At 60.2% G+C, this 26,896-nt stretch carries 21 protein-coding genes; 13 read left to right on the forward strand and 8 right to left on the reverse strand.

The features are described 5' to 3' along the window. Window position 1: 1 nt before the first annotated feature. The 3 genes from AC4CWF_RS15150 to AC4CWF_RS15160 are packed head-to-tail and all read left to right on the forward strand — an operon-like array spanning window position 2 to window position 4,366. A complete protein-coding gene (locus tag AC4CWF_RS15150) occupies window positions 2-1,618 on the forward strand; it encodes an ABC transporter substrate-binding protein (RefSeq protein ID WP_491282465.1) in 1,617 nt (538 codons plus the stop codon). 7 nt (window positions 1,619-1,625) lie between these two features. After that, entirely contained in the window at window positions 1,626-2,585 is a 960-nt protein-coding gene (locus AC4CWF_RS15155; RefSeq protein ID WP_491282466.1) for an acetamidase/formamidase family protein, read from the forward strand. Continuing rightward, window positions 2,582-4,366, forward strand: coding sequence for an ABC transporter ATP-binding protein (locus AC4CWF_RS15160; RefSeq protein WP_491282467.1), 1,785 nt, complete (start codon window positions 2,582-2,584; stop codon window positions 4,364-4,366). The genes AC4CWF_RS15155 and AC4CWF_RS15160 overlap by 4 nt, the downstream gene beginning before the upstream one ends. 723 nt (window positions 4,367-5,089) lie before the next feature. On the opposite strand, the gene AC4CWF_RS15165 is transcribed toward AC4CWF_RS15160, so the two are convergent. Then, a complete protein-coding gene (locus tag AC4CWF_RS15165) occupies window positions 5,090-6,205 on the reverse strand; it encodes an MFS transporter (protein WP_491282468.1) in 1,116 nt (371 codons plus the stop codon). Next, on the reverse strand, window positions 6,202-6,708 hold the full coding sequence (locus tag AC4CWF_RS15170) for a TetR/AcrR family transcriptional regulator (RefSeq protein WP_491282469.1): 507 nt from the start codon (window positions 6,706-6,708) through the stop codon (window positions 6,202-6,204). Before AC4CWF_RS15170 ends, AC4CWF_RS15165 begins: the two co-directional genes overlap by 4 nt. Window positions 6,709-7,236: 528 nt before the next feature. On the opposite strand from AC4CWF_RS15170, the gene AC4CWF_RS15175 reads away from it, so the two are divergent. Beyond that, window positions 7,237-7,644 (forward strand): isochorismatase family protein, encoded by a 408-nt coding sequence (locus AC4CWF_RS15175; protein ID WP_491282470.1) that lies wholly within the window; start codon window positions 7,237-7,239, stop codon window positions 7,642-7,644. Window positions 7,645-7,684: 40 nt separating this feature from the next. Next, window positions 7,685-8,194 (forward strand): hypothetical protein, encoded by a 510-nt coding sequence (locus AC4CWF_RS15180; protein ID WP_491282471.1) that lies wholly within the window; start codon window positions 7,685-7,687, stop codon window positions 8,192-8,194. A 62-nt stretch (window positions 8,195-8,256) separates the two neighbouring features. Here AC4CWF_RS15180 and AC4CWF_RS15185 read toward each other — a convergent pair whose 3' ends face one another. Next, window positions 8,257-9,021, reverse strand: coding sequence for an SDR family oxidoreductase (locus tag AC4CWF_RS15185; RefSeq protein ID WP_491282472.1), 765 nt, complete (start codon window positions 9,019-9,021; stop codon window positions 8,257-8,259). A 123-nt stretch (window positions 9,022-9,144) separates the two neighbouring features. On the opposite strand from AC4CWF_RS15185, the gene AC4CWF_RS15190 reads away from it, so the two are divergent. Further along, on the forward strand, window positions 9,145-10,053 hold the full coding sequence (locus AC4CWF_RS15190; RefSeq protein ID WP_491285422.1) for a LysR family transcriptional regulator: 909 nt from the start codon (window positions 9,145-9,147) through the stop codon (window positions 10,051-10,053). 211 nt (window positions 10,054-10,264) lie between these two features. On the opposite strand, the gene AC4CWF_RS15195 is transcribed toward AC4CWF_RS15190, so the two are convergent. The 5 genes from AC4CWF_RS15195 to AC4CWF_RS15215 form a co-directional block, all read right to left on the reverse strand. Further along, window positions 10,265-11,068, reverse strand: coding sequence for an inositol monophosphatase family protein (locus AC4CWF_RS15195; RefSeq protein WP_491282473.1), 804 nt, complete (start codon window positions 11,066-11,068; stop codon window positions 10,265-10,267). Window positions 11,069-11,099: 31 nt separating this feature from the next. Beyond that, window positions 11,100-12,158 (reverse strand): ABC transporter ATP-binding protein, encoded by a 1,059-nt coding sequence (locus tag AC4CWF_RS15200; protein ID WP_491282474.1) that lies wholly within the window; start codon window positions 12,156-12,158, stop codon window positions 11,100-11,102. Next, on the reverse strand, window positions 12,155-14,386 hold the full coding sequence (locus AC4CWF_RS15205) for an ABC transporter permease (RefSeq protein WP_491282475.1): 2,232 nt from the start codon (window positions 14,384-14,386) through the stop codon (window positions 12,155-12,157). Before AC4CWF_RS15205 ends, AC4CWF_RS15200 begins: the two co-directional genes overlap by 4 nt. A gap of 77 nt (window positions 14,387-14,463) precedes the next feature. After that, entirely contained in the window at window positions 14,464-15,489 is a 1,026-nt protein-coding gene (locus AC4CWF_RS15210; protein ID WP_491282476.1) for an ABC transporter substrate-binding protein, read from the reverse strand. 108 nt (window positions 15,490-15,597) lie between these two features. Beyond that, window positions 15,598-16,620 (reverse strand): ABC transporter substrate-binding protein, encoded by a 1,023-nt coding sequence (locus AC4CWF_RS15215; RefSeq protein ID WP_491282477.1) that lies wholly within the window; start codon window positions 16,618-16,620, stop codon window positions 15,598-15,600. Between the two features lie 214 nt (window positions 16,621-16,834). On the opposite strand from AC4CWF_RS15215, the gene AC4CWF_RS15220 reads away from it, so the two are divergent. From AC4CWF_RS15220 to AC4CWF_RS15250, 7 genes are all read left to right on the forward strand, one after another. Further along, complete coding sequence (locus AC4CWF_RS15220) at window positions 16,835-17,575, forward strand: response regulator transcription factor (RefSeq protein ID WP_491282478.1); 741 nt, start codon at window positions 16,835-16,837, stop codon at window positions 17,573-17,575. Continuing rightward, the gene (locus AC4CWF_RS15225) at window positions 17,572-19,695 is read left to right on the forward strand and encodes a sensor histidine kinase (protein ID WP_491282479.1); all 2,124 of its coding nucleotides are present in this window, start codon (window positions 17,572-17,574) and stop codon (window positions 19,693-19,695) included. Before AC4CWF_RS15220 ends, AC4CWF_RS15225 begins: the two co-directional genes overlap by 4 nt. Window positions 19,696-20,249: 554 nt before the next feature. Then, window positions 20,250-21,839 carry an AfsR/SARP family transcriptional regulator gene (locus AC4CWF_RS15230; protein ID WP_491282480.1) on the forward strand — a complete coding sequence of 530 codons (1,590 nt, stop codon included), beginning with the start codon at window positions 20,250-20,252 and terminating at the stop codon, window positions 21,837-21,839. 39 nt (window positions 21,840-21,878) lie between these two features. Beyond that, on the forward strand, window positions 21,879-22,868 hold the full coding sequence (locus tag AC4CWF_RS15235; RefSeq protein WP_491282481.1) for a phosphatase PAP2 family protein: 990 nt from the start codon (window positions 21,879-21,881) through the stop codon (window positions 22,866-22,868). 170 nt (window positions 22,869-23,038) lie between these two features. Beyond that, a complete protein-coding gene (locus tag AC4CWF_RS15240; RefSeq protein ID WP_491282482.1) occupies window positions 23,039-23,542 on the forward strand; it encodes a hypothetical protein in 504 nt (167 codons plus the stop codon). 68 nt (window positions 23,543-23,610) lie between these two features. Then, window positions 23,611-25,353 carry a vanadium-dependent haloperoxidase gene (locus tag AC4CWF_RS15245; protein WP_491282483.1) on the forward strand — a complete coding sequence of 581 codons (1,743 nt, stop codon included), beginning with the start codon at window positions 23,611-23,613 and terminating at the stop codon, window positions 25,351-25,353. 301 nt (window positions 25,354-25,654) lie between these two features. Continuing rightward, window positions 25,655-26,590 (forward strand): hypothetical protein, encoded by a 936-nt coding sequence (locus AC4CWF_RS15250; protein WP_491282484.1) that lies wholly within the window; start codon window positions 25,655-25,657, stop codon window positions 26,588-26,590. Window positions 26,591-26,896 lie beyond the last annotated feature (306 nt).

Genomic DNA, 26,896 nt, shown 5'->3' on the forward strand with positions numbered 1-26,896 from the left:
TATGAAGAAGCTTATCCTTTCAACTGCCCTCGCAGCGCTCATGGCCCTGCCGGCCTTTGCCCCGGCTGAGGCACAGGAGCCGAAGCACGGCGGCAACATGGTCGTTACCTACAAGGACGACGTCGCAACACTCGATCCGGCGATCGGCTATGACTGGCAGAACTGGTCGATGATCAAGTCGGTCTTCGACGGCCTGATGGACTACGAACCTGGCACGACCAACCTGCGTCCGGGCCTCGCCGAGAGCTATAAGATATCCGATGACGGCCTGACCTACACATTCAAGCTGCGCCCGGACGTCAAGTTCCACAATGGTCGCGCCATGGTCGCCGACGACGTCGTGTTCTCGATAAACCGTGTCATCAATCCGGCCACTCAGTCCCCTGGCCAGGGCTTCTTCTCGATGATCGACGGCTATGACGCAGCCGCAGAGGGCAAGGCTGCAACGGTCTCGGGCGTGACTGCCCCGGATGCAAGCACGGTGGTCTTCAAGCTGTCGCGCCCGGATGCAACATTCCTGCACATCATGGCGCTCAACTTCTCCTCCATCGTGCCGAAGGAAGCCGTCGAGGAAGCCGGTGCAGACTTCGGCAAAAAGCCGGTCGGGACAGGTGCATTCAAGCTGACCGAATGGACGCTTGGTCAGCGCCTCGTGTTCGAAAGGAACCCTGATTACTGGATCTCGGGTGTTCCTTACCTCGACAGCTTCACGGTTGAAGTCGGCCAGGAGCCAGTTGTCGCCCTGCTACGCGCCCAGAACGGTGAAGTCGACATTCCCGGCGACGGCATCCCGCCGGCCAAGTTCGTTGAAGTGATGAAGGACGAAGCGCAAAAGAGCCTCGTCGTCGAAGGCGGTCAGTTGCACACCGGCTACATCACCATGAACGTGACCAAGGCACCATTCGACAAGGTCGAAGTCCGCCGTGCCGTCAACATGGCGATCAACAAGGGCCGCATCGTTCAGGTGATCAACGGCCGTGCCGTGCCCGCAACGCAGCCGCTTCCGCCGTCGATGCCAGGTTATACAAAGGACTATGCCGGCTACAAGTTCGATCAAGAAGGCGCAAAGAAGCTCCTGGCGGACGCTGGATACGCAGACGGCTTTGAAACCGAATTGTTTGTCATGAACACCGATCCCAACCCGCGTATCGCCCAAGCGATCCAGCAGGATCTGAAGGCGATCGGGATCAAAGCATCGATCAAGTCGCTGGCACAGGCCAACGTGATCGAAGCTGGTGGTGCAGGTAACGCACCAATGATCTGGTCAGGCGGCATGGCGTGGATTGCCGACTTCCCGGATCCGGCCAACTTCTACGGTCCGATCCTCGGCTGTAGCGGTGCGGGAGAAGGTGGCTGGAACTGGTCGAAATACTGCAATGCGGATCTCGACAAGCTGGCCGCTGAAGCCGATTCCATCGTTGATCCGGCCAAGACCGACGAGCGTCTCGCAAAGTGGTCCGATATCTACATGAAGGTGATGGAAGACGCACCGTGGGCGCCGGTCTTCAACGAGCAGCGTTACACGATGAAATCTGCCCGCATGGGCGGCGACAACGCACTTTACGTGGATCCGGTGTCGATCCCGGTCAACTACGATTACGTCTTCATCAAGGAGTGATATCGCCATGTGCAAGCACTGCAACCACACGATTCACGCCCATCAGCATCATTTCGGTTGGGACAATCGCTTTGCCCCCACCCTGACGGCTGCACCGGGCGAGACGATCCTGTTCCAGTGCCTTGACAGTTCTGGGGGCCAGCTTGGCCCCCAGTCCACCGTCGAGGATGTGATGGCGCTGGATTTTGCCATGATCAATCCGGTCTCCGGTCCGATTTATGTTGATGGAGCAAAGCCGGGCGACGTACTCAAGGTGACGATCGAAAGCTTCACACCGCAGTTGCGCGATGGCGCTGGCTTCGGCTGGACGGCAAACATTCCAGGCTTCGGCTTGCTTGCCGATCAGTTCACCGCACCCGCGCTTAACATCTGGACGTTCGACGCGACGAGCATGGAGCCCGCCTTGTTCGGCAAGAACGGTCGCGTACCACTGAAGCCGTTTGCCGGCACCATCGGCAATGCCCTGGCCGAAAATGGCCACCATACGGTCGTGCCGCCGCGTCGCGTCGGCGGCAATCTCGATATCCGTGACCTGGCAGCCGGTACGACGCTCTATCTGCCAGTTGAAGTCGACGGCGCGCTGTTTTCTGTCGGCGACACCCACGCAGCCCAGGGCGATGGCGAGGTTTGCGGTACCGCGATCGAGAGCCCTTTCGATGTCGTTCTGACGCTCGACCTCATCAAGGACCAGCCGTTGAAGACCCCGCGCTTCACCACGCTTGGCCCTGTCACGCGGCACCTCGATTCCAAAGGTTATGAGGTTACGACGGGTATCGGTCCTGATCTGTGGACCGCCGCAAAGGATGCGGTCGCCGGCATGATCGATCTTCTTGCAACAACGCAGAAAATGGATCCTGTCGACGCCTATATGCTCGTTTCGACCTGTGGCGATCTCCGGATTTCAGAGATCGTCGACATGCCGAACGTCGTGGTCAGCTTCTACTTCCCGAGGGCCGTCTTCGAATGACCGCAGATATGCTTTCTCCCGTGGTTGATGCAACAGCCGACGTGGTCTTGTCGGTGCGCGACCTGCAAGTTTCTGCCCGTTCGGACCGGGGGCTCATACCTCTGGTCGATGGGCTCAGCTTCGATCTTCATCGGGGCGAGACGCTTGCGATCGCGGGAGAAAGCGGCTCGGGCAAGTCGATCACGTCGCTCGCCTGCATGGGGCTATTGCCCGCGCCCGCCGTGCGGGTGACGGGCGGCTCCATCCGCTTCGGCGAAACGGAACTGACGACCTTGCCCGAGAAGAAAATGCAGGCGATGCGCGGCGCGCGCATCGCCATGATCTTCCAGGAGCCGATGACCGCGCTCAATCCGGTCATGAGCATCGGTCGGCAGTTGATCGAGGCGATCCGCTCACACGAGCCGCTATCGGTTTCGCAGGCCCGAGCGCGAGCGCTCGAAGCGGTCAAGGCGGTACTCCTCTCCCAGCCCGAAAAGCGGCTCGAGCAATATCCGCATGAGCTTTCAGGCGGCATGCGCCAGCGCGTGATGATCGCCATGGCGATTGCGCTGCGCCCCGCCGTCCTCATCGCGGACGAACCGACGACGGCGCTGGACGTGACCGTACAGCGCGAGGTGCTCGATCTGCTGCGGGACCTGCAGAAGGAGCTCGGAACGGCAGTCATCCTGATTACCCATGACATGGGCGTCGTCGCCGAGATGGCCGACCGCGTCATCGTCATGCGCAAGGGCAAGATGATTGAGGCCGCGTCGACGGTCGATCTCTTCGATGCCCCACAAGAACAGTACACGCGCGACCTGCTTGCTGCCGTGCCGCGCATCGGCACCGGGGCATTGCGGCCGGAACCGGAAACCCGCGACGTGCTTGTGCGCTATGATGATGTCTCGGTGAACTTCCCGATCCGTCAGGGCCTTGGCCGCGTTGCTGCCGGCGTCCATGCGGTCGAGCATGTCTCGCTCGAGATCTTTCGAGGAGAGACGCTGTCGCTTGTCGGCGAGTCCGGCTGCGGCAAGTCGACAATGGCGAAGGCGCTGGTCGGGCTCGTGCCCCACACCGGCCGTATCGCGATCAACGGCCAGGCCATGCATGATCTCGACGCTGCGGGACGCAAGGCGATCCGCCGCGATCTCCAGATCGTCTTCCAGGACCCCATGGCGGCGCTCGATGCGCGGATGAGCGTCGGCGAGCTGATCCGCGAGCCGCTGGTGATCCACGGGATCGGAACGCCTGCCGAACAAAAGGCCCGCGTGCGCGAACTGCTGGAGCGCGTCGAGATGTCGCCGAGCCTCTACAATCGCTACCCACACCAGTTTTCCGGCGGCCAGCGCCAGCGCATCTGCATTGCCCGCGCCCTTGCGCTGAAGCCGAAACTGATCGTCTGCGACGAAAGCGTTGCGGCACTGGACGTGTCAATCCAGGCAAAGGTGCTGGAGCTGCTGCGCGACCTGCAGAAGGACAGCGGCGTCACCTACCTCTTCATCAGTCATGACATGGCGGTGGTTGAGAACATTTCCGATCGCGTGGCAGTGATGTATCTTGGCCAGATTGTCGAGATGGGAACGCGCGCGCAGCTATTCGGCAATCCTCGCCATCCCTATACAAGACGCCTGCTTGAAGCGGTCCCGGTCCCAGACCCTCGCCACGAACGAGCGCCCAGTCTGCGCCTGGCGGGCGATATCCCGAGCCCGGTGTGGAAAGTCGGCGAAGCCCCGGAACGCGCGCATCTCGTCGACATCGGCGACGGTCACCTCGTCGCGCAGTCAATTCTCAGTGAGACGTGATTCATAGGGAGGCATGTGCAGAGCTTCTCATATGTCAAACGCAACGATGCCAGAATCGGGGCCGGTGGGGTCCGCTTTCAAAATCGTAACCTTCTGCCCTGAATGGCAAGGATGAGGGCGCAAAGCTGCCGGGAGCCCTATGGCCGCCTCGTCGCAACTTGAGGTCGGAAAGCGGAAATTACTTCCGTCAGCCCCCCCCCGGTTGACTGATGCCCAAAGCCAGGGCACAAAGGTGGCATCCACGGTCGCTCGCGATGGGAAAACAAAGGTAATTTCAAGGCTTTTCTGCTAAGCCATTGAAATCATGTGAGAATCCAGGTTCCCCAGCCAATCTCTCTTTTCCACATAAATCAATGGGTTAAATTGCGGACTGTTGCACGTATCGGAACAGGTTTCCGCTCCTCATTAGGGCCCAGTCCGGTTCACCTGTTTGGATCTTGTTGGGGTGCTGGCAAGGTGCCCATAACTGTCCGATACGTATTCGAGGATTGACATGAGGCCGAGAGCGGCCTGGCCGGTTTCAGATGATCTGACATGGGAATCAGGTTGTTCCCCACCGATCATGGCAGCAGACTGCTTTCGACCTCGTTTAAGCCGTTCCGCATCCGCGCGCTCTGCCCCAGACATGGACATCAGGGGCGAAGAGCTGGGCAATATGGTATCCGTCACTTGATCGGCGCTGATTTCACCTTCCGTTCCAAGCCGCAGCATTTCGGTGTTAACCTACTCTGTACACATCAGCCCGGCGGCCATTCCGAGAAGCGCGAAAGCAAACACGGCCGTATCGGCGTCGAGCCTGTCGAGCAGGATGCCGAATACAGGTGCTCCAACTGTCTGCCCCACCGCCATCATCAGGAAACCGACCATGAGCCCTATCGCGGGCCTGTCGGGCAGGATCCTCAGCCCCCAGACGAGATAGACGCCGCTGAGAAGCACATAGGACGCGCCGAACAATGCCCCGCCGAACAGGACGCTGATCGACGACGAGAAGGACGCCCCCACCGTGACCATGCCGGCGGCCATGAGCGAAAGGAACGTCCAGTGAACGCGGCTGATGCCGTAGCGGGCGACAAGCGAGCCGGCCCAGGCACCGGCGATGCTGCTGAACCCAATCACGGTCCATAGAATGCCGATCTGCCTATCTTGCCAGCCAAGGTTCAGGGCAGCGAGCTGGCCACCGAACGACCATAAAGACGTGCTGGCCGCGCCCATCATGAACGCTGCTATGAGGAGGCGCACGAGCGCGCCTGACATCGACGGCAGCCCGACTTTGAAGCCCTCCGTTGCTTGTCCACCAGGGACAGCCAGGGGAGCTGCAACAGCAAGCACGAAGGCAGCCGCAGCAAAGCCGCCGAAGGCCAGCCGCCATTCCTGGGCTATCCACACCGCGATCGCGCCGGAAAGCCCGACACCAATGCTCGTGCCTGCGTTAACGATCGTGTTGGCGGCGTCCCGTCGATCTTCCTGAACGGACATAGCGATCGCGGCGGCCAGCGGCGGCGATGCGAGGCCGGTGCTGCACCCTGCCAGCAGCACCGCGCCGGCAAGCCAGATCGCATCGGGGGCAAGCGCAATGCCAGTCATGCCGATCGCTGCCACCAGCGCGGCTCCCACAGCGACGCGCCTCGGCCCATACCGCTCGGTGAGCGCGGCGGACGCGAGGATGGCGATGCAATATCCGGCGAACGACCCACCCGAAATCACACCGGCGAGCGTTTGACCTAGTTCGAGTTCCTTGCCGATGGTTGGAAGGAAGAGGCCGAAGGCGAAGCGGGCCAAACCGTAGCACACCGCTACCAGCGCAAAGCCAAAGGCACCAAGGGCGAGCGTAGGGTTCATCGTCGCGCTGCCGCGACGAGTACGGCGGCGGCCGAACGCGCCGCTTTCGCGGCCTCGGTTCCACGATAAACTGCCGAGACCACCGCGCCTTCAAACAGTACCAGCACCTGTTCGGTGACTACATGGTCGCTGCTGCCAAGATCGGTCGCGACGATCGCGGCGATCCGATCGCGGAACTCGCTCTTGTGGGCGGCGAAAATCTCAGCGATTTCCGCAATGTCACCGCCCGTCTCCGCCAAGGTGCGCAGTAACATGCAGCCGCGCGTGCTTTCGGAGCGCTGCCATTCCTCAAGCGCGGCAAAAAGATCGTCGACACTCGCAACGTCGATCGCATCCATGAACCGCGCGTTACGTCCGTTGAGCACAGCCGTCATCAGAGCAACCTTGCTACCGGCGTGCTTGTAAAGCGTCCGGCTGGATATCCCCGCCGCTTCGGTCAGCCTGTCCATGCCTGTGGCCGTGAAGCCGTGACGATCGAACAGGCTTTCGGCCGCAGCGATCAACTTTGTTCTTGTATCCATGGCAACCGGTGTAAACCGATCGTTTTACATTGGCAATGAGAATCCAAATTTAGTGCCCGCAACCCTTAAAGCGAGCGGGCCGATCACACCCGGATTTTTCAGGAATATTTCAGCCAGGCCTCAGGACTTTGTCCCCTGCACTTGCCAGAATAGCTGCGGATCGATCGCCATACTCACCAGGCAAACAGATATCGACTGCCGAAGGCTTCGATGGCCAGAAGTAGGAGCCGGTCAACGCCACCTGACCCTTCCGGCCTTCGCTTGCCGCATGTCGTGCCCCGTCCCAATCCTTGAAAAGTTTGCCCATGACCTCGCCTGCCACCATCCGTGATCCCGTGGAAGATCATATGCTGACGCCGGAAAATGCCGCACTCGTCATCATCGATTTCCAGCCGGTACAGGTCGCCTCTGTTGTCACGATGGAACGGCGCCAACTCGTCGCCAACGTGGTGGCGGTCGCCAGGACCGCAAAACTTTTTTGGCCTGCCGATCATTCTTTCGACCGTGAATGTGGAAACCGGCCGCAACCGACCCACCATTCATCAACTGACCGAAGCCCTGACCGATGTCATTCCCATCGATCGGATATCGATCAATGCCTGGGAGGATGTGGATTTTGCCAATGCCGTGCGAGCAACCGGTCGCTGCAAGCTGATCATGGTGGCGCTCTGGACCGAAGTCTGCCTGGTTTTTCCGGCTCTCGACGCGCTGAAAGAGAGGTTCGAGGTCTATCCGGTTGTAGATGCTGTTGCAGGAACCTCTCAATGCGCGCATTCTGCAGGTCTTGATCGGATCATGCAGGCGGGGGCCAAACCGATCACCTGGATACAACTCGCCTGTGAACTGCAACGGGATTGGGCGCGTCAAGCAGCGGTGCCGGGATTTGCCGACATCGTCTTTGCCTCGATCCACCCGTAAACGTCGACATGCCATGATGACATAGCTCGAGGGGGTTCACATGTCTGCAATCCTGGTCCTTACTCTCTTTCATGTGCTGATAAGTCTTGTTGCCGTTGTGGCAGGCCTTGGCCTCATCCGCCGGCTGATCGGAAACGGCAAGGATGGTGTCCTTGCGCAATGGTTTCTGGTGACGATGGCGGTGACGCTCGTGACCGGCTTCCTGTTTCCTTTCAACGGCATAACGCCGGCGATCAATGTCGGCATCCTCTGTACCGTCATCCTCCTGGTAACACTTTATGCGCGCTACCGGGGAAGATTGGCGGGGTTCTGGCGGCCAACCTATGTGGCGGGTGTCACGCTTCTGATGTTCTTCAACACGCTGGTCCTGATCATCCAGTCGTTTCAGAAGATCGGACCGTTGCATGCGCTGGCGCCACTCGGCAACGAGCCCGCGGTCATCGCCTGCCAGCTCATCCTTTTGCTCGCCTCGCTGGCCGCCGGCATTATGGCAGTGTTACGGTTTCGACCGTCCTTGTCGGTCGCTCGCGCATCCATACCCTCTGCCTGACAGGGTTTGCGCCCTCAGCGGCAAGCGGACGATGGCTCTCGCCCGCTTGCCGGCTGGCAAATTCAGGTCCGGGTGATCGATGTCCCGCCATCCACCAGAGATGCCGTGCCGGTGACGAAGCTTGCGTCATCGGACGCGAGATAGAGAACGGATCGTGCAATTTCCTCGGCCGTGGCAACACGCTTCAGCGCATGCAGGGCGGTAACGAAAGCCTGCTTTTCAGGTGTATCATTCATTTCGCGGTACATGTCCGTATCAACCGCGCCAGGCAGGATGGCATTAACCCGGATGTTCTTTGCACCAAACTCGGCAGCCAGCGCCTGCGTGAGGCCAATCAGGCCGGACTTGCTGGCGGAATAGGCTGCAACGCCGGGGAAAGAATAGCTGTAACCGACAAAGGTCGACGTAAAGATCATCGAGCCCGCGCCGTTCTTTTCCATCGCGGCTGCCTGATGTTTGGCCGCGAGGAATGACGCCGTCAGATTGATTGCCAGCGTATCGGCAAAACCCTGCTCTGACACACCTGTTGTCGGACCGGCTTCGCCCAGCGTGCCCGCATTGTTGAAGGCAATGTCGAGCTTGCCGTAACGCTCGATTGCGGTTGCCACCAGACGCTGGTGATACTCTTCAGCCCGCACATCTCCAGCGATCGCAATCGCCTGGCCGCCTGCGGCCTCGATTTCGGCAACCAGGCTATCGAGTTCCGCCTGTCGGCGGGCGCCAACGATAACCTTTGCGCCCTCTGCGGCAAAAAGCTTTGCCGTTGCCCTGCCAATGCCCGAACTTGCGCCGGTGACGATGGCAACCTTGTTGTTGAGCCGTGTCATATCCTCATCTCCATCTGTGAGCAGCAACCCGCCGCTCTCTTCGATGGACTGAAGATGGCACCTTGCCATTGTTCGGATTAGTCGGCAGATACTGGATCTGTAATCCGGAGATGCCGAACAATGTTGATGCGGACCGAAGGGATCGTCACCTTTGTGGCTGTGGTCGAAAGTGGCTCCATCAGCGAGGCGGCCAGACGGCTGAGGCTGTCCAAGTCCGTCGTCAGCGAACGGTTGGCCGAGCTGGAAAAGGCGCTCGGTGGGCTGCTGCTGCAAAGGACGACCCGAAAGCTCACCTTGACCGAGAGCGGGCAGGCCTTTCTCGAACGCGCCCGCCGCATTACCCTCGAAATGCAAGCAGCAGCCGAAGAGATGTCGGAGCGCCGCGGCGAGATTGTGGGGCCGTTGCGGATTGCAGCCCCCGTCACCTTTGGCCGCATGCATCTTGGCCCAGCCCTCTATCCCTTCCTGGCCCGGCATCCGAAACTGGAACTCACGCTGGATATCGATGATCGCAGGGTCGATCCTGCAGCCGATGGTTATGACGCGATCATTCGCCATGGCCCCATATCGGAATCGCGGTTGATTGCCTGGAAACTGGCGCCCAGCCGTCGGATGTTGACGGCCTCTGCTGACTACCTCTCGCGTTTCGGCACCCCTCGCACACTGCAGGATCTGGAACAGCACAAGGGCATTTTCTACACGAACCGTGGTGTCGCCGACTGGCGATTTCAGACCGACGCCGGCAACGTCATCGTCCGGGCCAAACTTGGGCTTGCGATCAACAACGGCGATATGATGCGCGATGCCGCCATTGCAGGCCTCGGCCTGGCGCTCTTACCCGCGTTCATCGCCGGCCCTGCCATTCGCGATGGTTTGCTTCAGGAAGTAGAGGTCGATCACAAGCCGGAACTGGAATTCATCTTCATGGCCCACCCGCAAGGGCGCCAGCCACAAGCCAAGCTGCGCGCCATAGCCGATCATTTGAAGATTGCATTCGGCAATCCGCCCTATTGGGATCCATGGTCCGTTTGATGTCTTTTTTCATGACGACATGGTGAAGATCAGAACCAGGTCATCAGATTTGCACTTTTTCGATGCTTCGCCCGCGTCGCGCTTTGGCTTCCTAAAGATGTTGAGCGGGGCCGCCCCCGGCCCCGCTTCAATCCGCAAGCAAAGCGGAAGTCATATCCCTCAAGGGCTCTGGCGCTTCTGGCTGCAGCTCATCGGGGCGACCGCCTTCGCGTCAAAGATTGCGCATATGAAGCTGCAAGAGTTCGTCATAGCAGGACGGGTTAGCGGCAAGCACCGGATGCCCATTCAGGAACTCGGCGCCCGCTCCTGGGAAATCCAGGTTCTTGCCTCCGGCTTCGCGGACCAGGCAGAAGCCCGCCATGCAGTCCCAGGCGCGCATGTGGGGCTCGTAATATCCAACCAAGCGGCCGGCGGCGACATAGGCAAGCATCAGCGCACCCGACCCGTTGCGGATGAAGTTGCCGCCCAGGTCCATCAGGCCCGCGATAATGGCGCCGACGCGCTGCGGGGTCACGTAGTTATTGCAGCCAATCCCCGTCATCGCATTCTGCAGATTGCGGGTGGGATCGAGTTGCAGCGGCTTTTCATTCAGCGTCGCCCCGAAATGGAGGGCCGAGGCGTAAAGCTCGTCCGAGCAGGGCACATGGATCACACCCACGACCGGTTGGCCATCCCTGACGATTGCAACGGACACACACCAGGTCGGCATGCCGTTGACGAAGGGGGCCGTGCCGTCGATCGGATCGACAACCCAGGTGAAGCCGGAGGTCCCTTCGTCATGGCCGAACTCCTCCCCCAGGAAGCCGTCGTTCGCGTAGATTTCGGCGACACGTTCCTTCAGGAAGGTTTCGACGTTGCGGTCGGCGACCGAAACAACGTCCTGCAAATCGCGCTTCGTCTCGATCACCAGCGTGTCGCGCCGATTGAAATAGTCGAGGGCCATCGCTCCCGCTTCGGCCGCCAGCGTCTTGGCCAGGGCAAAACGCGCGGCGAGTGCCGTATCATTCATTGTCATTTTCGTCTTCCTTGATCTTATTGTAAAATCATCAGCCATTGATCACGGCAATGCCACGGTTCTTGAACGCCAGTGTGACGTCGCTTGTGGCGGCATGGGCGTGGTCGACATCGTGGTCGATGACGAAGAGGGTGCCGACATCGGTTTCGACCTCATATTCGACATGACCGCCGAGATAGGCGGAATGAAGAACCCGCCCCTTCAAACCCTCCAGGCCGGCCGCACCAATCCTGATGGCACCGGGTCGAACCGCGAGCTTGGCCGGGCCTCGACCCGCCTTGGAGAGCAGGTGATGTTCGATATTGCTGACCCGTACGAGCACCTCCGCCCCATTGGATTGTACCACTTCACAGGTAAGCACATTCGCCTCCCCCATGAAATCGGCGATGAAGGGCGAGGCCGGCGCTTCGTAGAGTTCGCGCGGGGCACCGGATTGGGCGATTTCTCCATCCTTCATCACGATAATCCGGTCGGAGACGGCAAGCGCTTCGTCCTGATCGTGGGTGACGTAAACGGCGGTGAAACCGAGCCGCTGCTGGAGATCGCGGATTTCGGTGCGAACCCGACGCCTCAAGCGTGCATCGAGGTTGGAGAGCGGCTCGTCAAGCAGCAGGACCTGCGGCTCCAGCACCAGAGCGCGCGCCACGGCGACGCGCTGCTGCTGGCCACCGGAAAGCTCGGCAGGCAGGCGGTGGCCCATGCCGGCGAGACCGACCAGCTTCAGGCCGTCCTCGGCCTTTTCGCGCGCTTCCTTTTTGGCCAGACCGGACGACTGCAGACCATAGGCAACGTTTTCGAGCGAGGTCATGTGCGGAAAGAGCGCGTAGGACTGGAAGACCATCGAGACGTCACGCTCGTTGGCCGGCAGCATGGTCACATCCTTGCCGCCGATCAGGATCTTGCCGGAACTCGGATGTTCGAGCCCAGCCAGCATGCGCAGCGTCGTCGTCTTGCCGCAGCCGGAGGGGCCGAGCAGGGTCACCAGCGTGCCCGGCTCGATGGTAAGCGACAGATCATGGATGGCGGTGAAGGCGCCGAAGGTCTTGCGCACATTCTGGAAGGTGACGGACCCGGCTTTGACGGTGATCATGCGGTTTTCTCCTGACCGAGAGGAACGGGACGGGTATTGCCGAGACCGGCGATACGGTTTTCGCGGCGCAGCTTGCGTTCGCCGACAAGGAGCTGGAAGACGCCGATGACGGTGATCATCACGACGATCAGCATCGAGGAATAGGCGATCGCCACGCCGTATTCGCCGTTTTCGACGAGGCCGACGATATAGGAGGTCGCCATGTTGTGTTCGGCACTGACCAGGAAGATGACGGCGCTGATCGAGGTGATGGCCCGCACGAAGGAGTAGACGAGTGCGGCGGTGATGGCGGGCCGCAGGAGCGGCAGGATGATCTTGCGCACCGTGCGGAAGCTATTTGCGCGCAGGGTAAGCGAGGCTTCATCCAGGCTCTTGTCGAGCTGGCTCATCGCTGCGATCCCGCCGCGCACGCCAACCGGCATGTTGCGGAAAACGAAGCAGGCGATGAGGATCAGGGCTGATCCCGTCATTTCGAGCGGCGGCAGGTTGAACGCCATGATGTAGCTGACGCCGATGACCGTGCCCGGAATGGCAAAGCTCATCATCAGCGCGAACTCGAAGAGGTTCCGGCCGGCGAATTTCTGCCGGACGATGATGTAAGCCGTGAGAAGGCCGACGGCCGCGGTGAGCGGTGCGGAGACAAGCGAAATCTCCATGGTCGTCCAGAAGGAGTTCCAGGCGACACCCGTCCAGGCGATCGCGCCGTTCTGGATGCTGACGGAAAAGGCACGGGCGTAGTGGTCGAGCGTCAGCGTGTTGTCGAGGCCCCAGGTGGTGACGAAGCCACCAAAGAGGATCATGCCATAGACCACGACGGTGAAAACCATCCACGGGACGACGAGGGCGTGAACGCCGATCGAGATGCTGCGCGGCAGGGCGGCATGGGCGCCGCTGTCTCCCTTGCCGGTGACGGTCGCAAAATTCTTGCCCGACAGCCAGACGCGCTGGGCGAGAAAGGCCGAGAGCGTGAAGACGAGCAGGACAAGCGCGAGCACTGCCGCCCGTGAAGGATCGTTCTGCGAGCCGACCACGGCAAAGAAGATTTCGGTCGAGAGCACGCCGTTGCTGCCGCCGAGAACCAGCGGATTGCCGAAATCAGCCATGCTTTCGATGAAGCCGATCAGGAAGGCGTTGGCGAGACCCGGCTTCATCAGCGGCAGCGAGACACGCCAGAAAGTGCGCCAACGGTTCGCCCTCAGCGTCTGCGACGCCTCTTCCATGGAGGGGCTGACGCCCTCGACAACACCGATCAGCACGAGGAAGGAAATCGGCGTGAAGGACAGAACCTGGGCGATCCAGATGCCGGTCAGGCCATAGAGCCAGCGGCCGGGCTCGATGCCGAACAGGCTGGACAGGCTCTCGGTGACCACGCCGGCGCGGCCGAAAAGCAGCACGAGCGCAAGGCCGATGACGAAAGGCGGCGTAATGATCGGCAGGATGGTGAGGACGCGCAGCCCCTTCTTGAAAGGGAAGCGGGTGCGGGTCGCCACCAGTGCAAAGGCAAGGCCGAGCAAGGTGGAGGCCGACGCCGTCATGATGGCGAGCGTAAAGGTGCGCCAGGCGACGCCGCAGCGCCCTTCACCCACGAGGCAATTGAAGCTCCATATGCCCGGATCCTGCATATTGCGGATAAAACCGTCCGGATTGAAGGAGCCATCAAAATCCTGGACGGCGGCGAGGAACATGCTGCCGATCGGATAAAAGACGAAGACAAAGACGAGGAAGACAAGAAGCGAAATCGAACCGACGACGAAGGCATCGCCCTTCATCACGCCGCGCTCGACGAGACCGAAGGCGAACATCAGGACGAAGACAATCGCCATCAAAACGGCACCGGCCCCCATGGAGGGCTGCCCATTGGACAGCACTCCAAAAAGGGTTTCGCTGATCCCCCAGGTCCAGCCGGAAAACCCGACCGCCAGGCCCTGCAGGCAGAGATAAACGAGGCCTGCGGCCCCGGATGCGGCAAACAGCGCGCCCCGGCGCATCGGGTCTGCGACGAAACGGGCCGCAAGCGCGATGCCGAAAAACAGCACGACCCCGAGAAGCCAGAGGCGGCCATGGCCCAAAAGTTGCAGCAGGCCGGGTGCTGTCTCCGGGGTGAAGGGAAAATCGCCAAGCCAGCGCAGCCTGAAGAAGCCGGATTCCAGCCTGTACCAGGGGAACAGGATGAAGGACGCGGCGCCAACGGCCAGCAACAGGTCCAGTCTGCGGTTGCCATGTCTCATGGTCGACCTCGTTCACGCATGTCGGAAAATGGAGAAGGTGCCGGCGGCATCAAGCCGCCGGCTGGACTGATGGACGATCAGTTGGCGACAGCGCCGACTTCGCGATCCCAGCGTTCCAGCAGCGCCTTGCGCTTGGCCGGGTCACCATAGGTCTTGAAGTCGTAATCGATGAGCTTGATGTCTTCAAACCGGGGCGCTTCTTTCGGAATCTCCGCGCTCTTGTTCGACGGAAGCTGGAAGGACTTGGCATCCTTCATGCGAGACTGCACTTCCGGCTTCAGTGACCAGTCGTACCAGGTCTTGGCGTTCTCCATGTTGCGTGCACCCTTGACGATCGACATGGAGCCGATTTCGTAGCCGGTGCCTTCGCATGGGGCGATCGACTTGACCGGGAAACCTTCCGCCGTCTGCGCGACAGCGTCATGCATGAAGACGATGCCGAGCCCGGTTTCGCCACGGGCAGCGGCCTTGACCGGCGCCGAACCCGACTTGGTGTATTGCGAGATGTTGCCGTTGAGCGCCTTCAGATATTCGAAGGCCTTGTCTTCGCCCATGATCTGCACGAGCGAGGCGAGCGCGGTGTAGGCGGTGCCCGACGAATTCGGATTGGCGATCTGGATCTCGCCCTTCAGCTCGGGTGCGAGCAGGTCGGCCCAGCAGACAGGCTCCTTGTAACCCTTCTGCTTGAAGATCGCGGTGTTGTAACCCCAGCCGAGTGCGCCGGCATAAACACCGACGGTCTTGTAACCGGAGCTTTCGGCCTGGCTCTTCGCCCAATCCTGCAGCTGGTCGAGCATCGGCGACTTGTATTCCGCCGTCAGCCCTTCGGATGCCGCCTGGAGATGGGGATCGCCGGTACCGGCCCACCAGAGGTCGGTCTTGGGGTTGCGGGCCTCGGCGCGGATCTTGGCATAGGCCTCGCCCGAGGACATGCGCACCATGTTCACCTTGATGTCATGGGCCTTTTCAAAATCGCCCTTCATTTGTTCGCAGATGACAACGTCGGCGGCGCAGATGAGGTTGAGTTCACCGGCAGCCAGGGCCGAACCGGCCGTCAGGCTCGTGCCGGCGAAAAGAAGAGTGGAAAGCAGTGTCAGTCGCATGGGGTTCCTCCTGTTGTTTGCGTCTGATGGAAGTCGAAGACAACGGACAAGCCTTCGGCGGCGGTGCCGCAAGGGCACCGGGTCGGGGATCGTCCGGTCGTTAAAAAATCAGTTGGTCGGATTGATCTCGGTGTCGAAGCGGCTCAGCAGCCGACTTCGCTGTTCGGGTGAACCGAAGGTGGCAAAATCATAGTCCACCATCTTGATCATCGAGATGTCGGGAGCCGCAGGCGGCAACACCGCCTTGGCATTGGATGGCACCTGATTCTGGCCGGCTGCGGCACCGGTCGCCTGCCCCTCCGGGCTCAGCGCAAAATCGACGAAGCGACGCGCCGCCTCCAGATGACGACTGCCCTTGACGATGCTGACCGCGCCGATTTCGTAGCCGGTGCCTTCGCAGGGCGCGACGATGACGAGAGGGGCGCCGGCCTCCTTCTGCGTCACGGCATCATGCATGAAGGATATGCCGATCATCGCCTCCCCCCTGCCCGCAGCCTTGACCGGCTCGGCACCGGCTTTCGTGTATTCGACAATGTTTCGGCCGAGGTCCTTCATGTAGGCGAAGGCATCATCCTCTCCGAGCAACTGCACCAGGGTCACCAGCGTGGTGAAGGCCGTACCAGAGGAATGCGGGTTTCCAGAGAGGATATGGCCGCGATAGATCGGCTTGGCGAGATCCTTCCAGCAGTTGGGCGCCGGCAGACTGGCAGACGCAAGAAGGTCTGCATTGTAGGCAAAGCCGAGCGCGCCGGCGTATAGACCGGCGGATGTGCCGCCAGACAAAGAGAAGAAATTCCGAGCCCAGGGCAGAAGGTCCGCTTCCTGCTGTGGGCGATAGGCTTCGAGAAGGCCCTCATAGGCGGCCTGCAGATGCGTGACACCAGTGCCGCCAAACCAGACATCGACGGTGGGCGCATCCTTCTCGGCCCGAACGAAGTCGAGTATCTCGCCGGTGCTCATCCGCGTCATGTTGACGGCAAGGCCGGTTCTGGCCTCGTAAGTCTTCTCCATGACGGTGCACCAGACCTCGTCGACACCGCAGAGAATGGTCAGCGTGTATGCGGCCCGGGAAATCGTAGCCGTGGCAAGGGTCGCAAGAACCCCCGCACAGATGGCGGTCAAAAACTTCACGTCGTCCTCCCTTGGAACCTCCCCGTTCCAATGAATGAAGCATGTCCATATCGGTCCGGGCTGGCAACCCGGAGAATGGTTACCGATCTTTCACCATGACCTCGTCACCCGTTGCAGAGATTGCAAATGTTACAATTGTGACGTCTGCCGATAACCACCAAATCTTTGGCGTTTTCGACCTGCGCGGTTATGATGCCGGTGGGAGGACTGCAACGTGTTGAACCAGAAGGTAAAAATTCTGATCGTCGAGGACGATCCGGATATGGCGGAGCTTATCTGTGACCTGGTGGAGGCAGAGGGCTGGATCCCGGTGACTGCCCCCTCAGCCGAGGCTGCGCAGGAGCGGTTGCAACAGGAAACGGTTCAGTTGGTTCTGGTCGACCACAATCTGCCTGGCCTCTCGGGCCGGGCCTTTGCCCAGCGCCTGAGGGCCCAGACCGATGTCGGCATCGTCATGGTGACGGCAGCAGGCAGCGCAACCGATCGGGTGCTGGGACTGGAGACGGCAGCGGATGACTATGTGGTAAAACCGTTCGAACCGAATGAGCTGACCGCACGGATCAAGGCGGTTCTCCGTCGCACCCATCCGCAATTGCGCCACGACAGGGAGAGCGACCGCGAACAGACGCCGGCAGCGCTCCGGCTCGGCGAATGGGCCATTGATCTCGCTCAACGCCGGGCCGTATGCCTCACCGATCCGACAAAGACGCTGACATCCGCCGAATTCGCCTTGCTGGAAATCCTCGCCGAGACGCCGAATACACCGGTCAGCCGCGCACAGATTCTCGACCGGATGGGGGCCGACTCCGATCGGTTCGTAGACCGCAACGTCGATGTTCTGGTACTGCGTCTCAGGCGTAAGATCGAGCGGAACCCCGACCTCCCACGCCATATCCAGACGCGGCGCGGCAAGGGTTATGTTTTGTACACCGACGACGCCGGATCATTGCCTTGATCAACCGCGCCTTCGTCTCCTCGATCGCCTTTCGGTTGCCATTCGCAATCGCCTTCATCTGCGTATCGGTTCTGCTCCTGTCCACCGTCGCCATTTATGGCCTTCAAAGGGCGCGCAATGAAATGTCCGCCTACAGCGTGAAGGCCTTCACGAGCCTCGCCAAGGCTTCACTTGTTTCGAGGCAAGTTTCCGACCTTGTTTCGAGCGCGCCATTCCTGATGAATGCCACGTCTCCCTACCGTGTCTCGAGCGAAAGCCGCGCCGTGGTCGCGCAGGTGGAGACGCTGCTTAAGACAATGACACCGGACCAGCCAGCTGTGACCATGCAAGGCGCTGATGCGCGCCGCATCATTGAACTCCTCGAAGATATAGAAGCACAGACGCTTGCACTTGCAGCCAATGCAGATGCCGCCCAGGAGCACAAAGCGGAAGCAGCCGTCGCGCTCGGAGAGATAGCCACTGCTCGCACCATTCAGGATCAGGATCTGCGGCAGCGTCTGAATGGCATCGCACAATCTGCATCGACATCGGATAGCCTCTTTCAGCTTGGCGAACTTCAACGACGCTTCGTAGCCGAGACAAACTTTCGAATGCTGGTACCAGGCCCCAATCTGCGGGTATTGCCTGAACAGCTCGAACCTTATCGAAGGATCTTCGAGGCACAGACACGTTACCTCCTTGAAATGTTTACCATCCGCGCATCCGTCTCACGCCTGCACACCGTCTCGCGTGACCTCTCTCATGCAACCGAAACCCAGAGTGCGTTTGTTGCCAGCGCGCTGAACCAGAACCTCGAAGCCACCTCGAGCGCGTTGCGCCAGTTGCTTGTCATGATCGTGCTCGCGTCCTTTGCGGTCGTCATCCTGGCAATTCTCTCCATCCGCTCGGTCATGCGCGTTTCACACGGAATAGGTGACCTCTCCCGCGGCATGAATGCGCTGGCGCGCGGAGAGGAGAATGTCGGGCCCCCCGTTTATGCAGGCACTGAAACCGAACTGATCCGCTTGCTCGACGCCTTTCGCGCTTTCAAGGAGAGCGTCGATCGCCTGTCGCGTCTCAGACGCACCGCAGAAGCTGCTGCTCGTACAATACGATCGACTTTTCGAACGATGAATGAGGGCATTGCCCTCTTCGATCCCGCCGGCCGACCGATCACCATGAACCGTCGCATCATTGAACTGATGCGGCAGACGGGATCGTCCCGAAAAATGTCACTGCGCCGGTTCGTTGCAACGGTCCCGGAGATCGATCCTCTGCTCATGCCGACCGAAAATGACAGCGGCTCGCTTGTCGAGCGTCAAGTGCTTCGGCACCGGTTTGTCGACGATCAGGTCGTAGAGATTTCTGCATCAAGGCAACCGGACGGAGGGCTGGTCCTGCTCGCCCGCGACGTCACGGCGATGGATCGCCAGGAGATGGAAGCGGCCCGTGCCCAGCGCCTGGATGTGGTGATGCGCATGACGCACCAGGTGAGCCACGAGGTCGGCAATATGATCGGCATCATCACCGGAAGCCTTGGCCTGCTGGAGCGCGAACCCGGCTTCACGGAACGGCAGAAGCGCCACCTGGGACGCATACGCAAGGCTGCCGAGCGCGGGCGAGCGCTCGCCTCAAGCATGTTGTCCGTCGGTAGCCAGCAGCAGATACGTCCAGCAGCGATCGAGGTTGCCACGATCCTTCAGGGGATGGCTGATGTTCTGGAAATGGCGATCGGCAGCCGCAATCGACTGGAACTCGACCTTGCAGCCAATCTGCCAACCGTCAACCTCGATGCTGCGCTGCTCGAGCAATCCATCCTGAACCTATGCCTCAACGCATCGGCCGCCATGCCGGATGGCGGCGCGATCCGCGTGGAAGCATTGGGAAACACCGAAACCGTCATCATAGCCGTCGTTGACGAAGGTGTCGGCATGTCGCCTGAAGTCCTCGACCAGGCGATGGAACCCTATTTCACGACACGTTCGAAAACCGGGGGGTCGGGCCTTGGGCTGGCGATGGTCTATGGCTTCGTGCGCCAGTCTGGCGGGGAAGTCAGGATCACCTCTCGGCTGGGGGAAGGAACGCGTGTGGAGCTTTGTTTTCCGAGTGTCGAACCCGGATATGACGCCATAGGCGGCTGAACATGAGCCGATCCGAGCGAGCCGTAGAAGGCCTGTCGCCCTCACCACGCAATTCAGCGTCCCATCAAACTTGACCACGAGGAGCAGAAAGAACGACCGCCCGCCCGCCCCGTTGACGTCAGCCTTTGATCTGCCCCAGAGAGTAATGAATACTTTAGGCAGAGAATGAAGGGCATACAACGCGAGCCTACAAAAACGGGCGCTGCCACACCAATTTTGTGGCGGACCAGTTTTGCCGGAGGCATTCTGACCTAGTCTGTTTAGCCATGTCTGGCACAATCAGCGCCACGAAATAAAATTTTTAAACATCCGCCGACCGATACTGACAATGACCACCAATATTTATCGTCTATCTACAAATAACTATAATATATCATCGAAATATATACGCTGAAATGCATCATTCATCCGCGATCTATTTATATTTGTTTCGCTTGATATTTAGTAAAATTTTATCGATGATATCTCCAGTGATTGCGCAATACCGAACACTTTGAATTCCATAGAAGCATATTTCGATTGAGCCCGCTGAACCTCAAGCCGACGAGTTCTTTATGCGATCATCGAAGCCATTTTCAGTTAAAGTTCTTGGTGCGTTCGATCTTGTCGATCGCAACGGGCATTCGATTCGGCCAGCAGGTCGCAAGGACTGTGCGCTCATTGCGATGCTTGCACTGACGCGAAATCATCGTCAGACCCGCACCTGGCTTCAGGACAAGCTGTGGGGCGATCGCGGACCGGCGCAGGCCGCTGCGAGCCTGCGGCAATCATTGACGAGCCTGCGCACCATATTCAACGCCGAAGCTGAAGTCTTGGTCGCAGACCGTACATGGATCTGGCTGGAACAAAGTTACATCGACTTCGACCATGTCGTGCCAGGTGCAAGAGGCGAAGTTTTGCGGGGCCTGGATCTGCGAGAAGAGGGCTTCAACGACTGGCTACGGCAAATCCGCAGCGAGGTTGAAGCGCGCGACACGCGATGGGGTTTGGTCGACGCGCCGGGCCTGCCAGACAGGCGCTGGCATCTTGACCTGCCCTCCCACCCCATGGCGGACGACGGACTTGCGGGAATATGTGAATCCCTGACCGAGAGTATCATTGAGGCTCTTTCCGTCTTAGGCCTCAACACAGTGATAGGAGTTCAAAGCGACGACGCCCGGTCGCCGCGCGCCACAGACATGGTGATGCGGATGCGCGCGCTTCGCCTGGGATCGGGAGGAACCTTGTCCATCTCCATCACGGACGGTTTTGGTTCGCTTAGATGGCAGATTCGTCGCGAGATAGAGCCAAACCGATGGTATGAGCTGCGCCGGATTCAATCCGAGATAGTTCAGATGCTCCAGGACTTCGCCATTCGGACAGAGGCGAAGAGCCTGCGCGGCGCGCAATGGAGCGCACACGCCAACTGCTGTCAGGCATTGATGGGCATGCTCGTGCCGGGATCAATGGCACCCCGGGAAATCATAAGGTGCAGCGAGGGGGCTTTGGCCGCTGAAGAGAATGGCCTTTATCACGCCCTCCTTGGCGTCGGGCACTTGATGCTGCTGAACGAGCGGAAAAGGCACGCCACACTTGACAGTCAGCAGGTGATGGAGAGCTTCCGGACGGCAATGCGGCTGGCGCCCGGCAATGGCCTTGCTTTTGCCCTGGCAGGCCACAGCTACGGCTTCTTGTTGCACGACCTGGAACGCAACCTGACCTTGACCCGAGAGGCGGTCCGACTGTTGCCCGGGAACGGTGCGTGCTGGACCTTCTATGCTGTTGCGTGCGTGTATTGTGGCAAATCGACGGAGGCCGTGAAAGCGGCCCGGAATGCGGTTTGGCTTTGCCGAGGCACGGTGGCGCAACCGTTTGCACTTGCCATTGAACAGTTTGCCTATTTGATGGCCGGTCAGCCGCGCAAGGCAATACAATCGGGTGAGGCATCCCTTGAGCATATTCTGTTTCGCCCAACGATCATGGATCTGATGACCGCATACGCACTGCTGGGCGAGACAGCAAAAGGGCGTGAGAAGCTCAACACTCTTATTGCACGAGAACCCGACCTGTCTTTGGACATGCTCCGCTCCGGTGACTACCCGATCGTCAATCAGGCTCATCGGGATTTGACCGTACATGCGGCGATGCAACTGGGCCTGAGATAACAAAGGAGTAGTCAAGTGAGGCTAGCACCCTACGGAGTGATGCATGACGACCTGAAATCCAAGACCAAGGCACCGGACACGCAGCCAGGGGGCTGGCCTGCGGGCAACACCGACTATCCGGCCATCATCAGCACATGGATTGCCGAAGTTGCAGACAAGATCTGGCCTCGCTGGGAAAATGATGCCTGGACAGGCGGCGCAATCAATTTTGCAGAGCGTGCAACGCACGACGAACTGGCTATCGCGGTTTCGCTCTACCATGGTGGCGGAGATCAACTTGGGATTCTCTGCGAGTTGGCGGGTTCCAACGCGCCTTTCGAAGGCCCGCAGCGTGATCACAACTGGCACTACCGGATCGAGGATGCCCGACTTGATCACCCGGACTACAACGATATCCAACTGCCAATCTGTTTCTCGTCTTCGCTCGAGTACCGGACCGGCAAGGACGGCACGGCAAATTATCCGCTCTATGGGGGACCAGTGATGGAGCCTGCTACTTTCAAGACAAAGTTCTTGGAGGAGGCTTCGGCAAAGCGGCCTGAGGTTCTCGGACTGAAGCAGCTTTTCCAACGCCCGCGTCCCAGAGCAGCAGCGACGGCATTGGGGGTGAAGGGTTTCCGGTGGGTTGCGGCCCACCGGAACGTGCATACCGGCCAACACCCGGCATTCCCGAGCGGCCATTGCATGCAGGGAATTCTGGGCGGCTGCACCGTATACGAACAACTGATAAAATCGGGCAAGAAGCCTACCCCGGAGGAACGCGAGCAATTGCAAAAATACATGGTCGATTGGGGAGACCGACGGGTCTTTGCAGGGGTGCATTACATGTCCGACAATATTGCATCCTGGACGCTGTTGCGGCGGGTAATCCCACATGTTTTCGAAAGTGAAGAGGTCGAAGAACTCGCGGTTCAGGCGATCACTCAGCACAGCCGGGTCTTCGCCGATATCATCAGGCATTTCGACAAGGCCAGCACGGCTCGCCAATTTCTTTTGGACGGATTCCCGGAGGCCAACATCGCGTCGTGACCCACGTCGATTGTCGAGTCACAAAGTAGCCGCCACCCAGTGTCCGACTTCGCACAAGCCTGCGGAAAGCTTCCATAATTGACTGAATTTTTGACGATGGTTTAACGATCAATTGATCCTGCGCTCACGGGCGAAGGACACAGTGCCGGCAGCAACACAGGAGGCTGCCGATGACCTCAGATACCTTCCGCATCGCAATGCTCAATACGCTGCGTGTCGGCCCCTACGACACGCCGCACCAGACCAACCCATCCGTGCACGAATGGCTCATTGCCGCCCGAAGCGGCCCGGGCGGTGTTTTTCTGGTCATCTCGGACACGGCGATCCCGGTCGATCCCAACGCGACGTCGGCGCCAGATGATCTGAGCGAACAGAACTCGATCGTGGCAATCCTCGCCGAGGACCGTGCCGACGCCCTGCAATTTCTGATGGTACGTCATTTGCCGGCCTCCGTTACCGTCCCCGGCCGTTTCTTTCCGGCAGACGGCATGGCCGAACTGCGCAAGGACGACACACGAATGCGCCTGACCGCCTTCGGCCGGCATGCGCACAGCCGTGGCTCCACTGATGGCCAGGCGGTGCTCCACGACATCCCGTATCCTGCGCCCAACGCCGAGGGCGCACTCAACTGGCATTTCGCGGCCGAGGAACGGCCGTGGGTCGGAGCCGGCTGATAAGGCGGGGTACACCAGAAATTTTCTCGTCCCCTTGCCCAACTGACCACCCACCCATGGAGAAACCAATGCTTGTTCTACCCGATATCGACGAGCCCTCGGGGCTGAATGCCTTTCCGGTCCTGTACTGGAACCATGCCGGTCTGCAGATGAACCGGATCACCCATTCGCTGGGTGGCCCTCAGGGCGGCCCGACGATGAGCTCCCGCGCTTTGGGACTTCTGCATCTTGCCATGCACGACGCCTTCTTCGGGGTGCTGAACGACCCCGCGAACCCGTCGATGTGGCTGGACGCCGCCAATCGCCCTCCTCTGCCCGCCGGCCTCGCGGCAGACCTTACGACCGCCAACGCGGCCCTGACCGGCGCGGCGATCATGATACTTGAGCGGCTCTACGGTGCTCCGGGCAATATTTCTGACGAGGCAAGCAGGGCGCTGCGCGCCGCATTGCGGGACCTTAAGAGCCCCTTCGGCGTGGCAATCAAAACGGAGTCCCTGGCGCATCGCTACGGCGTCGCCGTTGCCGAGAAGGTTCACGCAGCTCTTGCCGTCCTGCCGGACGAACCGGGAGCCGATCAAGGGAACTACAAGCCCGAGGGAGGCCGTTACCACTTCGATGACGAACCGCTGAACCCCGTCCGCCTCATGGACATCGACCCCAACAATCCGAGCAAGGGAAAAAAGGCGCAGCACGTCTATCACGGCCCTTTTTATGGCACGACCGTGGAACCCTTCGCGGTGACAGATCCGACGGGCCACCGGATCGCGGGCTGGCCGAAGCCGCCAAACCCTGAATACGACGCTGCCCTGAGGGAAGTGCACCGCGTCGGTGGCGCGGCATCGCTAAACACCACCGAGCGGACCGCAGACCAAACTGTCGCCGCCTATTACTGGGCATACGATGGTGCGAATCTGATCGGCACGCCGCCACGCCTCTACAATCAGATCCTGCGTCAGATCGCCTGGGCCAAAAGCAACCCGACGAACACTGAACTCGACAAGAGCAAGGAGTTTGTTCGGCTCTTCGCGCTTTGCAACGTCGCAATGGCCGATGCAGGTAAGTTCGCCTGGGCAGAGAAATACCGCCACAATCTGTGGCGCCCTTTGTCCGGCATCCGCCAGCACGATGCCAGCGCCCAAAAGGGTGGTGCTGGCAGCACCCAAGTCGCGGCACCTGCTGATCCCTTCTGGCTTGCCTTGGGGGCGCCCGAAACGAACGCCAACAGGCTCAGCTTCAAGCCGCCGTTTCCGGCTTACCCCTCAGGCCACGCGACGTTCGGCGCCGCCTGCTTCCAGATGGTGCGCCTTTACTTCGGCGTTGCGACTGTCAGCGCTCCAAATGCTCCCGACGACATCACCTTCAGTTTCGTGTCCGAAGAGATGAACGGGATCAGCCGAGATTTGCATCAGCCCCACGATCCGTCATCGCCGATCGAAGACCAGCCGGGTCTCGTGCGGACCTATGTTAAGCGCAAGTTCCCCTCGCTCTGGCATGCGATCTGGGAAAATGCCTTCAGCCGCATCTGGCTGGGCGTGCACTGGCGGTTCGACGCCTTCGACTACGCGGATGTCGCAAAAGGCCCGGATGCCGAAGGTGACGATGCTTACAAGAACCCGGCGGAGGTGAGCTATTCACATGTCTGGACCGCAAAGCGCGGGGACAATGATCAGCTTCCTGTCGGCGGCGTGCCGCTCGGTCTCGGCATCGCCAACGACATTTTCGCCGACGGGATGCGTCAGCAAGAGGGGGCGATGCCTGCTGCAAGGTCCGTGCCACTGCAGAGCAAGATCAGCAATACCACTTGTAAATGATACCACCATCGGCGCCCCGAATTCGTCGGGGTGCCCCTCCCACAACGGAGTGTACTCCCGTGATCGTCGCCCAAGGCATCTTCACCGATCGCAGGCTTCGAGGACAGGCGGGGAATCGAGGACGGCGAGGGACGGTATTTCCCACGCCCGGCCTTCGAGATGCAGGCCGCGGGTCCCTTCCACTCGGTCACCGGGCTAACCCTCATCCTCGGCGGCCGCCAGATCCATGGACATGCCGATGACCCAGAGTTGGAAGAGGCGCTGAACCGCGCCCGCAGCAACACTCAATAGGAGAAGCACCATGCTGTTTTCCGCTGCCGTCGATACGGCCATCGGCCTTATGATGGTCTACCTGACCCTTAGCCTGATCTGCACCAGCATCAACGAGGCCATCGCCGGCCTGTTGCGGCTGCGGGCTCGCAATCTTTACAACGAGGTGTCGCATGCGTTAGGCGACACGACGGTGAATAAAACCTTCTGGGAAAGCAGCCTGATCCGCAGCCTTTCGCGGGGCCAGGGGTTGCTGGACTTCAAGCCTCCGCCGACGCCTGTATCCGCGGTCACACGAATGCATGCGCCTAGCTACCTGGATCGCCGGGATTTTTCCCTCGCGCTGATCGAAGCGCTGCGACACATCGATGGATCGAAATCCGATGTCAAGCAACCGCTAGATTTGGCGATCCTTGCGAAAAAGATCGACGCGAACTCTCCTCTGCCGCGTCTTCTGACGGCCCTTGGGATCGACGCGACCTCCACGATAGAGGAGACCCAAAAGGCCCTCGGGGACTGGTTCGATCAGGTGATGGACCGAGCCTCAGGCGCCTACAAGCGGTGGATGTCGCTGCTCTCCTTTGCGGTCGCGCTGGCGTTAATTGTGACCATCAACGCCGACACCCTGCAGATCGCCCGCACCTTCTGGTACGACGAAGCCCTCAGGACGGCATTCGTTGAGGCGGCCGCGCAGCTGACCGCCGCGTCTGCCGACGGGTCCTCTGTTCTACCCGATCTCGCCAAGGGCAATGGACCGCTGCCTTCGCCCCTGGGTTGGTCAATGCCGGGATCCTTTGGCGGGGCCCAGACTGCACCCTTGCCCAAAGCCCTCGGTCTTCTGCTCACCGCCTTCGCGGTAACCCTTGGCGCGCCGTTCTGGTTCGATTTATTGTCGCGCTTCGTCGCCATTCGCAATAGCGGCCCGCCGCAGAATAAGAAGAGCCCGGATGAGTTAGAACGGCAATGATGGGTTGATCGCCGGTTGCACGCTCGGCCAAACCAAGCAGCGGAAATAATTGCCGCTTCAGCCCTCCGGTTAACCGATGCCCGAAACCGGGACGCAAAGGTGGCATCCATGGTCGCGCGCGATGGGGAAACAGAGGGGATTCCAGGGTCCGCCGCTGCCACAGGTTCCGTAGCGCAATCGCAGGTGACGCCTCCGGTCAAGACCTCTGAACTGCGCCTGTTTGCAGCCCTGCCAAAGAGAAGACCTCAGGCGGATGTTATCCCAGGGATGGAGTGCATTGCGGTTTTTGTTTTATATGTCTGCACC

It is taken from the genome of Neorhizobium sp. PAMB6630, from assembly GCF_058242775.1.

What these genes read in the sequence shown, in the direction of transcription:
- AC4CWF_RS15185 (WP_491282472.1), bottom strand. Translation starts at nt 9,021, where the DNA reads ATGACACGGCTCAACAACAAGGTTGCCATCGTCACCGGCGCAAGTTCG.
- AC4CWF_RS15205 (WP_491282475.1), bottom strand. Translation starts at nt 14,386, where the DNA reads ATGAGACATGGCAACCGCAGACTGGACCTGTTGCTGGCCGTTGGCGCC.
- AC4CWF_RS15200 (WP_491282474.1), bottom strand. Translation starts at nt 12,158, where the DNA reads ATGATCACCGTCAAAGCCGGGTCCGTCACCTTCCAGAATGTGCGCAAG.
- AC4CWF_RS15210 (WP_491282476.1), bottom strand. Translation starts at nt 15,489, where the DNA reads ATGCGACTGACACTGCTTTCCACTCTTCTTTTCGCCGGCACGAGCCTG.
- AC4CWF_RS15240 (WP_491282482.1), top strand. Translation starts at nt 23,039, where the DNA reads ATGACCTCAGATACCTTCCGCATCGCAATGCTCAATACGCTGCGTGTC.
- AC4CWF_RS15245 (WP_491282483.1), top strand. Translation starts at nt 23,611, where the DNA reads ATGCTTGTTCTACCCGATATCGACGAGCCCTCGGGGCTGAATGCCTTT.
- AC4CWF_RS15230 (WP_491282480.1), top strand. Translation starts at nt 20,250, where the DNA reads ATGCGATCATCGAAGCCATTTTCAGTTAAAGTTCTTGGTGCGTTCGAT.
- AC4CWF_RS15235 (WP_491282481.1), top strand. Translation starts at nt 21,879, where the DNA reads ATGCATGACGACCTGAAATCCAAGACCAAGGCACCGGACACGCAGCCA.
- AC4CWF_RS15180 (WP_491282471.1), top strand. Translation starts at nt 7,685, where the DNA reads ATGTCTGCAATCCTGGTCCTTACTCTCTTTCATGTGCTGATAAGTCTT.
- AC4CWF_RS15155 (WP_491282466.1), top strand. Translation starts at nt 1,626, where the DNA reads ATGTGCAAGCACTGCAACCACACGATTCACGCCCATCAGCATCATTTC.
- AC4CWF_RS15160 (WP_491282467.1), top strand. Translation starts at nt 2,582, where the DNA reads ATGACCGCAGATATGCTTTCTCCCGTGGTTGATGCAACAGCCGACGTG.
- AC4CWF_RS15250 (WP_491282484.1), top strand. Translation starts at nt 25,655, where the DNA reads ATGCTGTTTTCCGCTGCCGTCGATACGGCCATCGGCCTTATGATGGTC.
- AC4CWF_RS15195 (WP_491282473.1), bottom strand. Translation starts at nt 11,068, where the DNA reads ATGACAATGAATGATACGGCACTCGCCGCGCGTTTTGCCCTGGCCAAG.
- AC4CWF_RS15150 (WP_491282465.1), top strand. Translation starts at nt 2, where the DNA reads ATGAAGAAGCTTATCCTTTCAACTGCCCTCGCAGCGCTCATGGCCCTG.
- AC4CWF_RS15165 (WP_491282468.1), bottom strand. Translation starts at nt 6,205, where the DNA reads ATGAACCCTACGCTCGCCCTTGGTGCCTTTGGCTTTGCGCTGGTAGCG.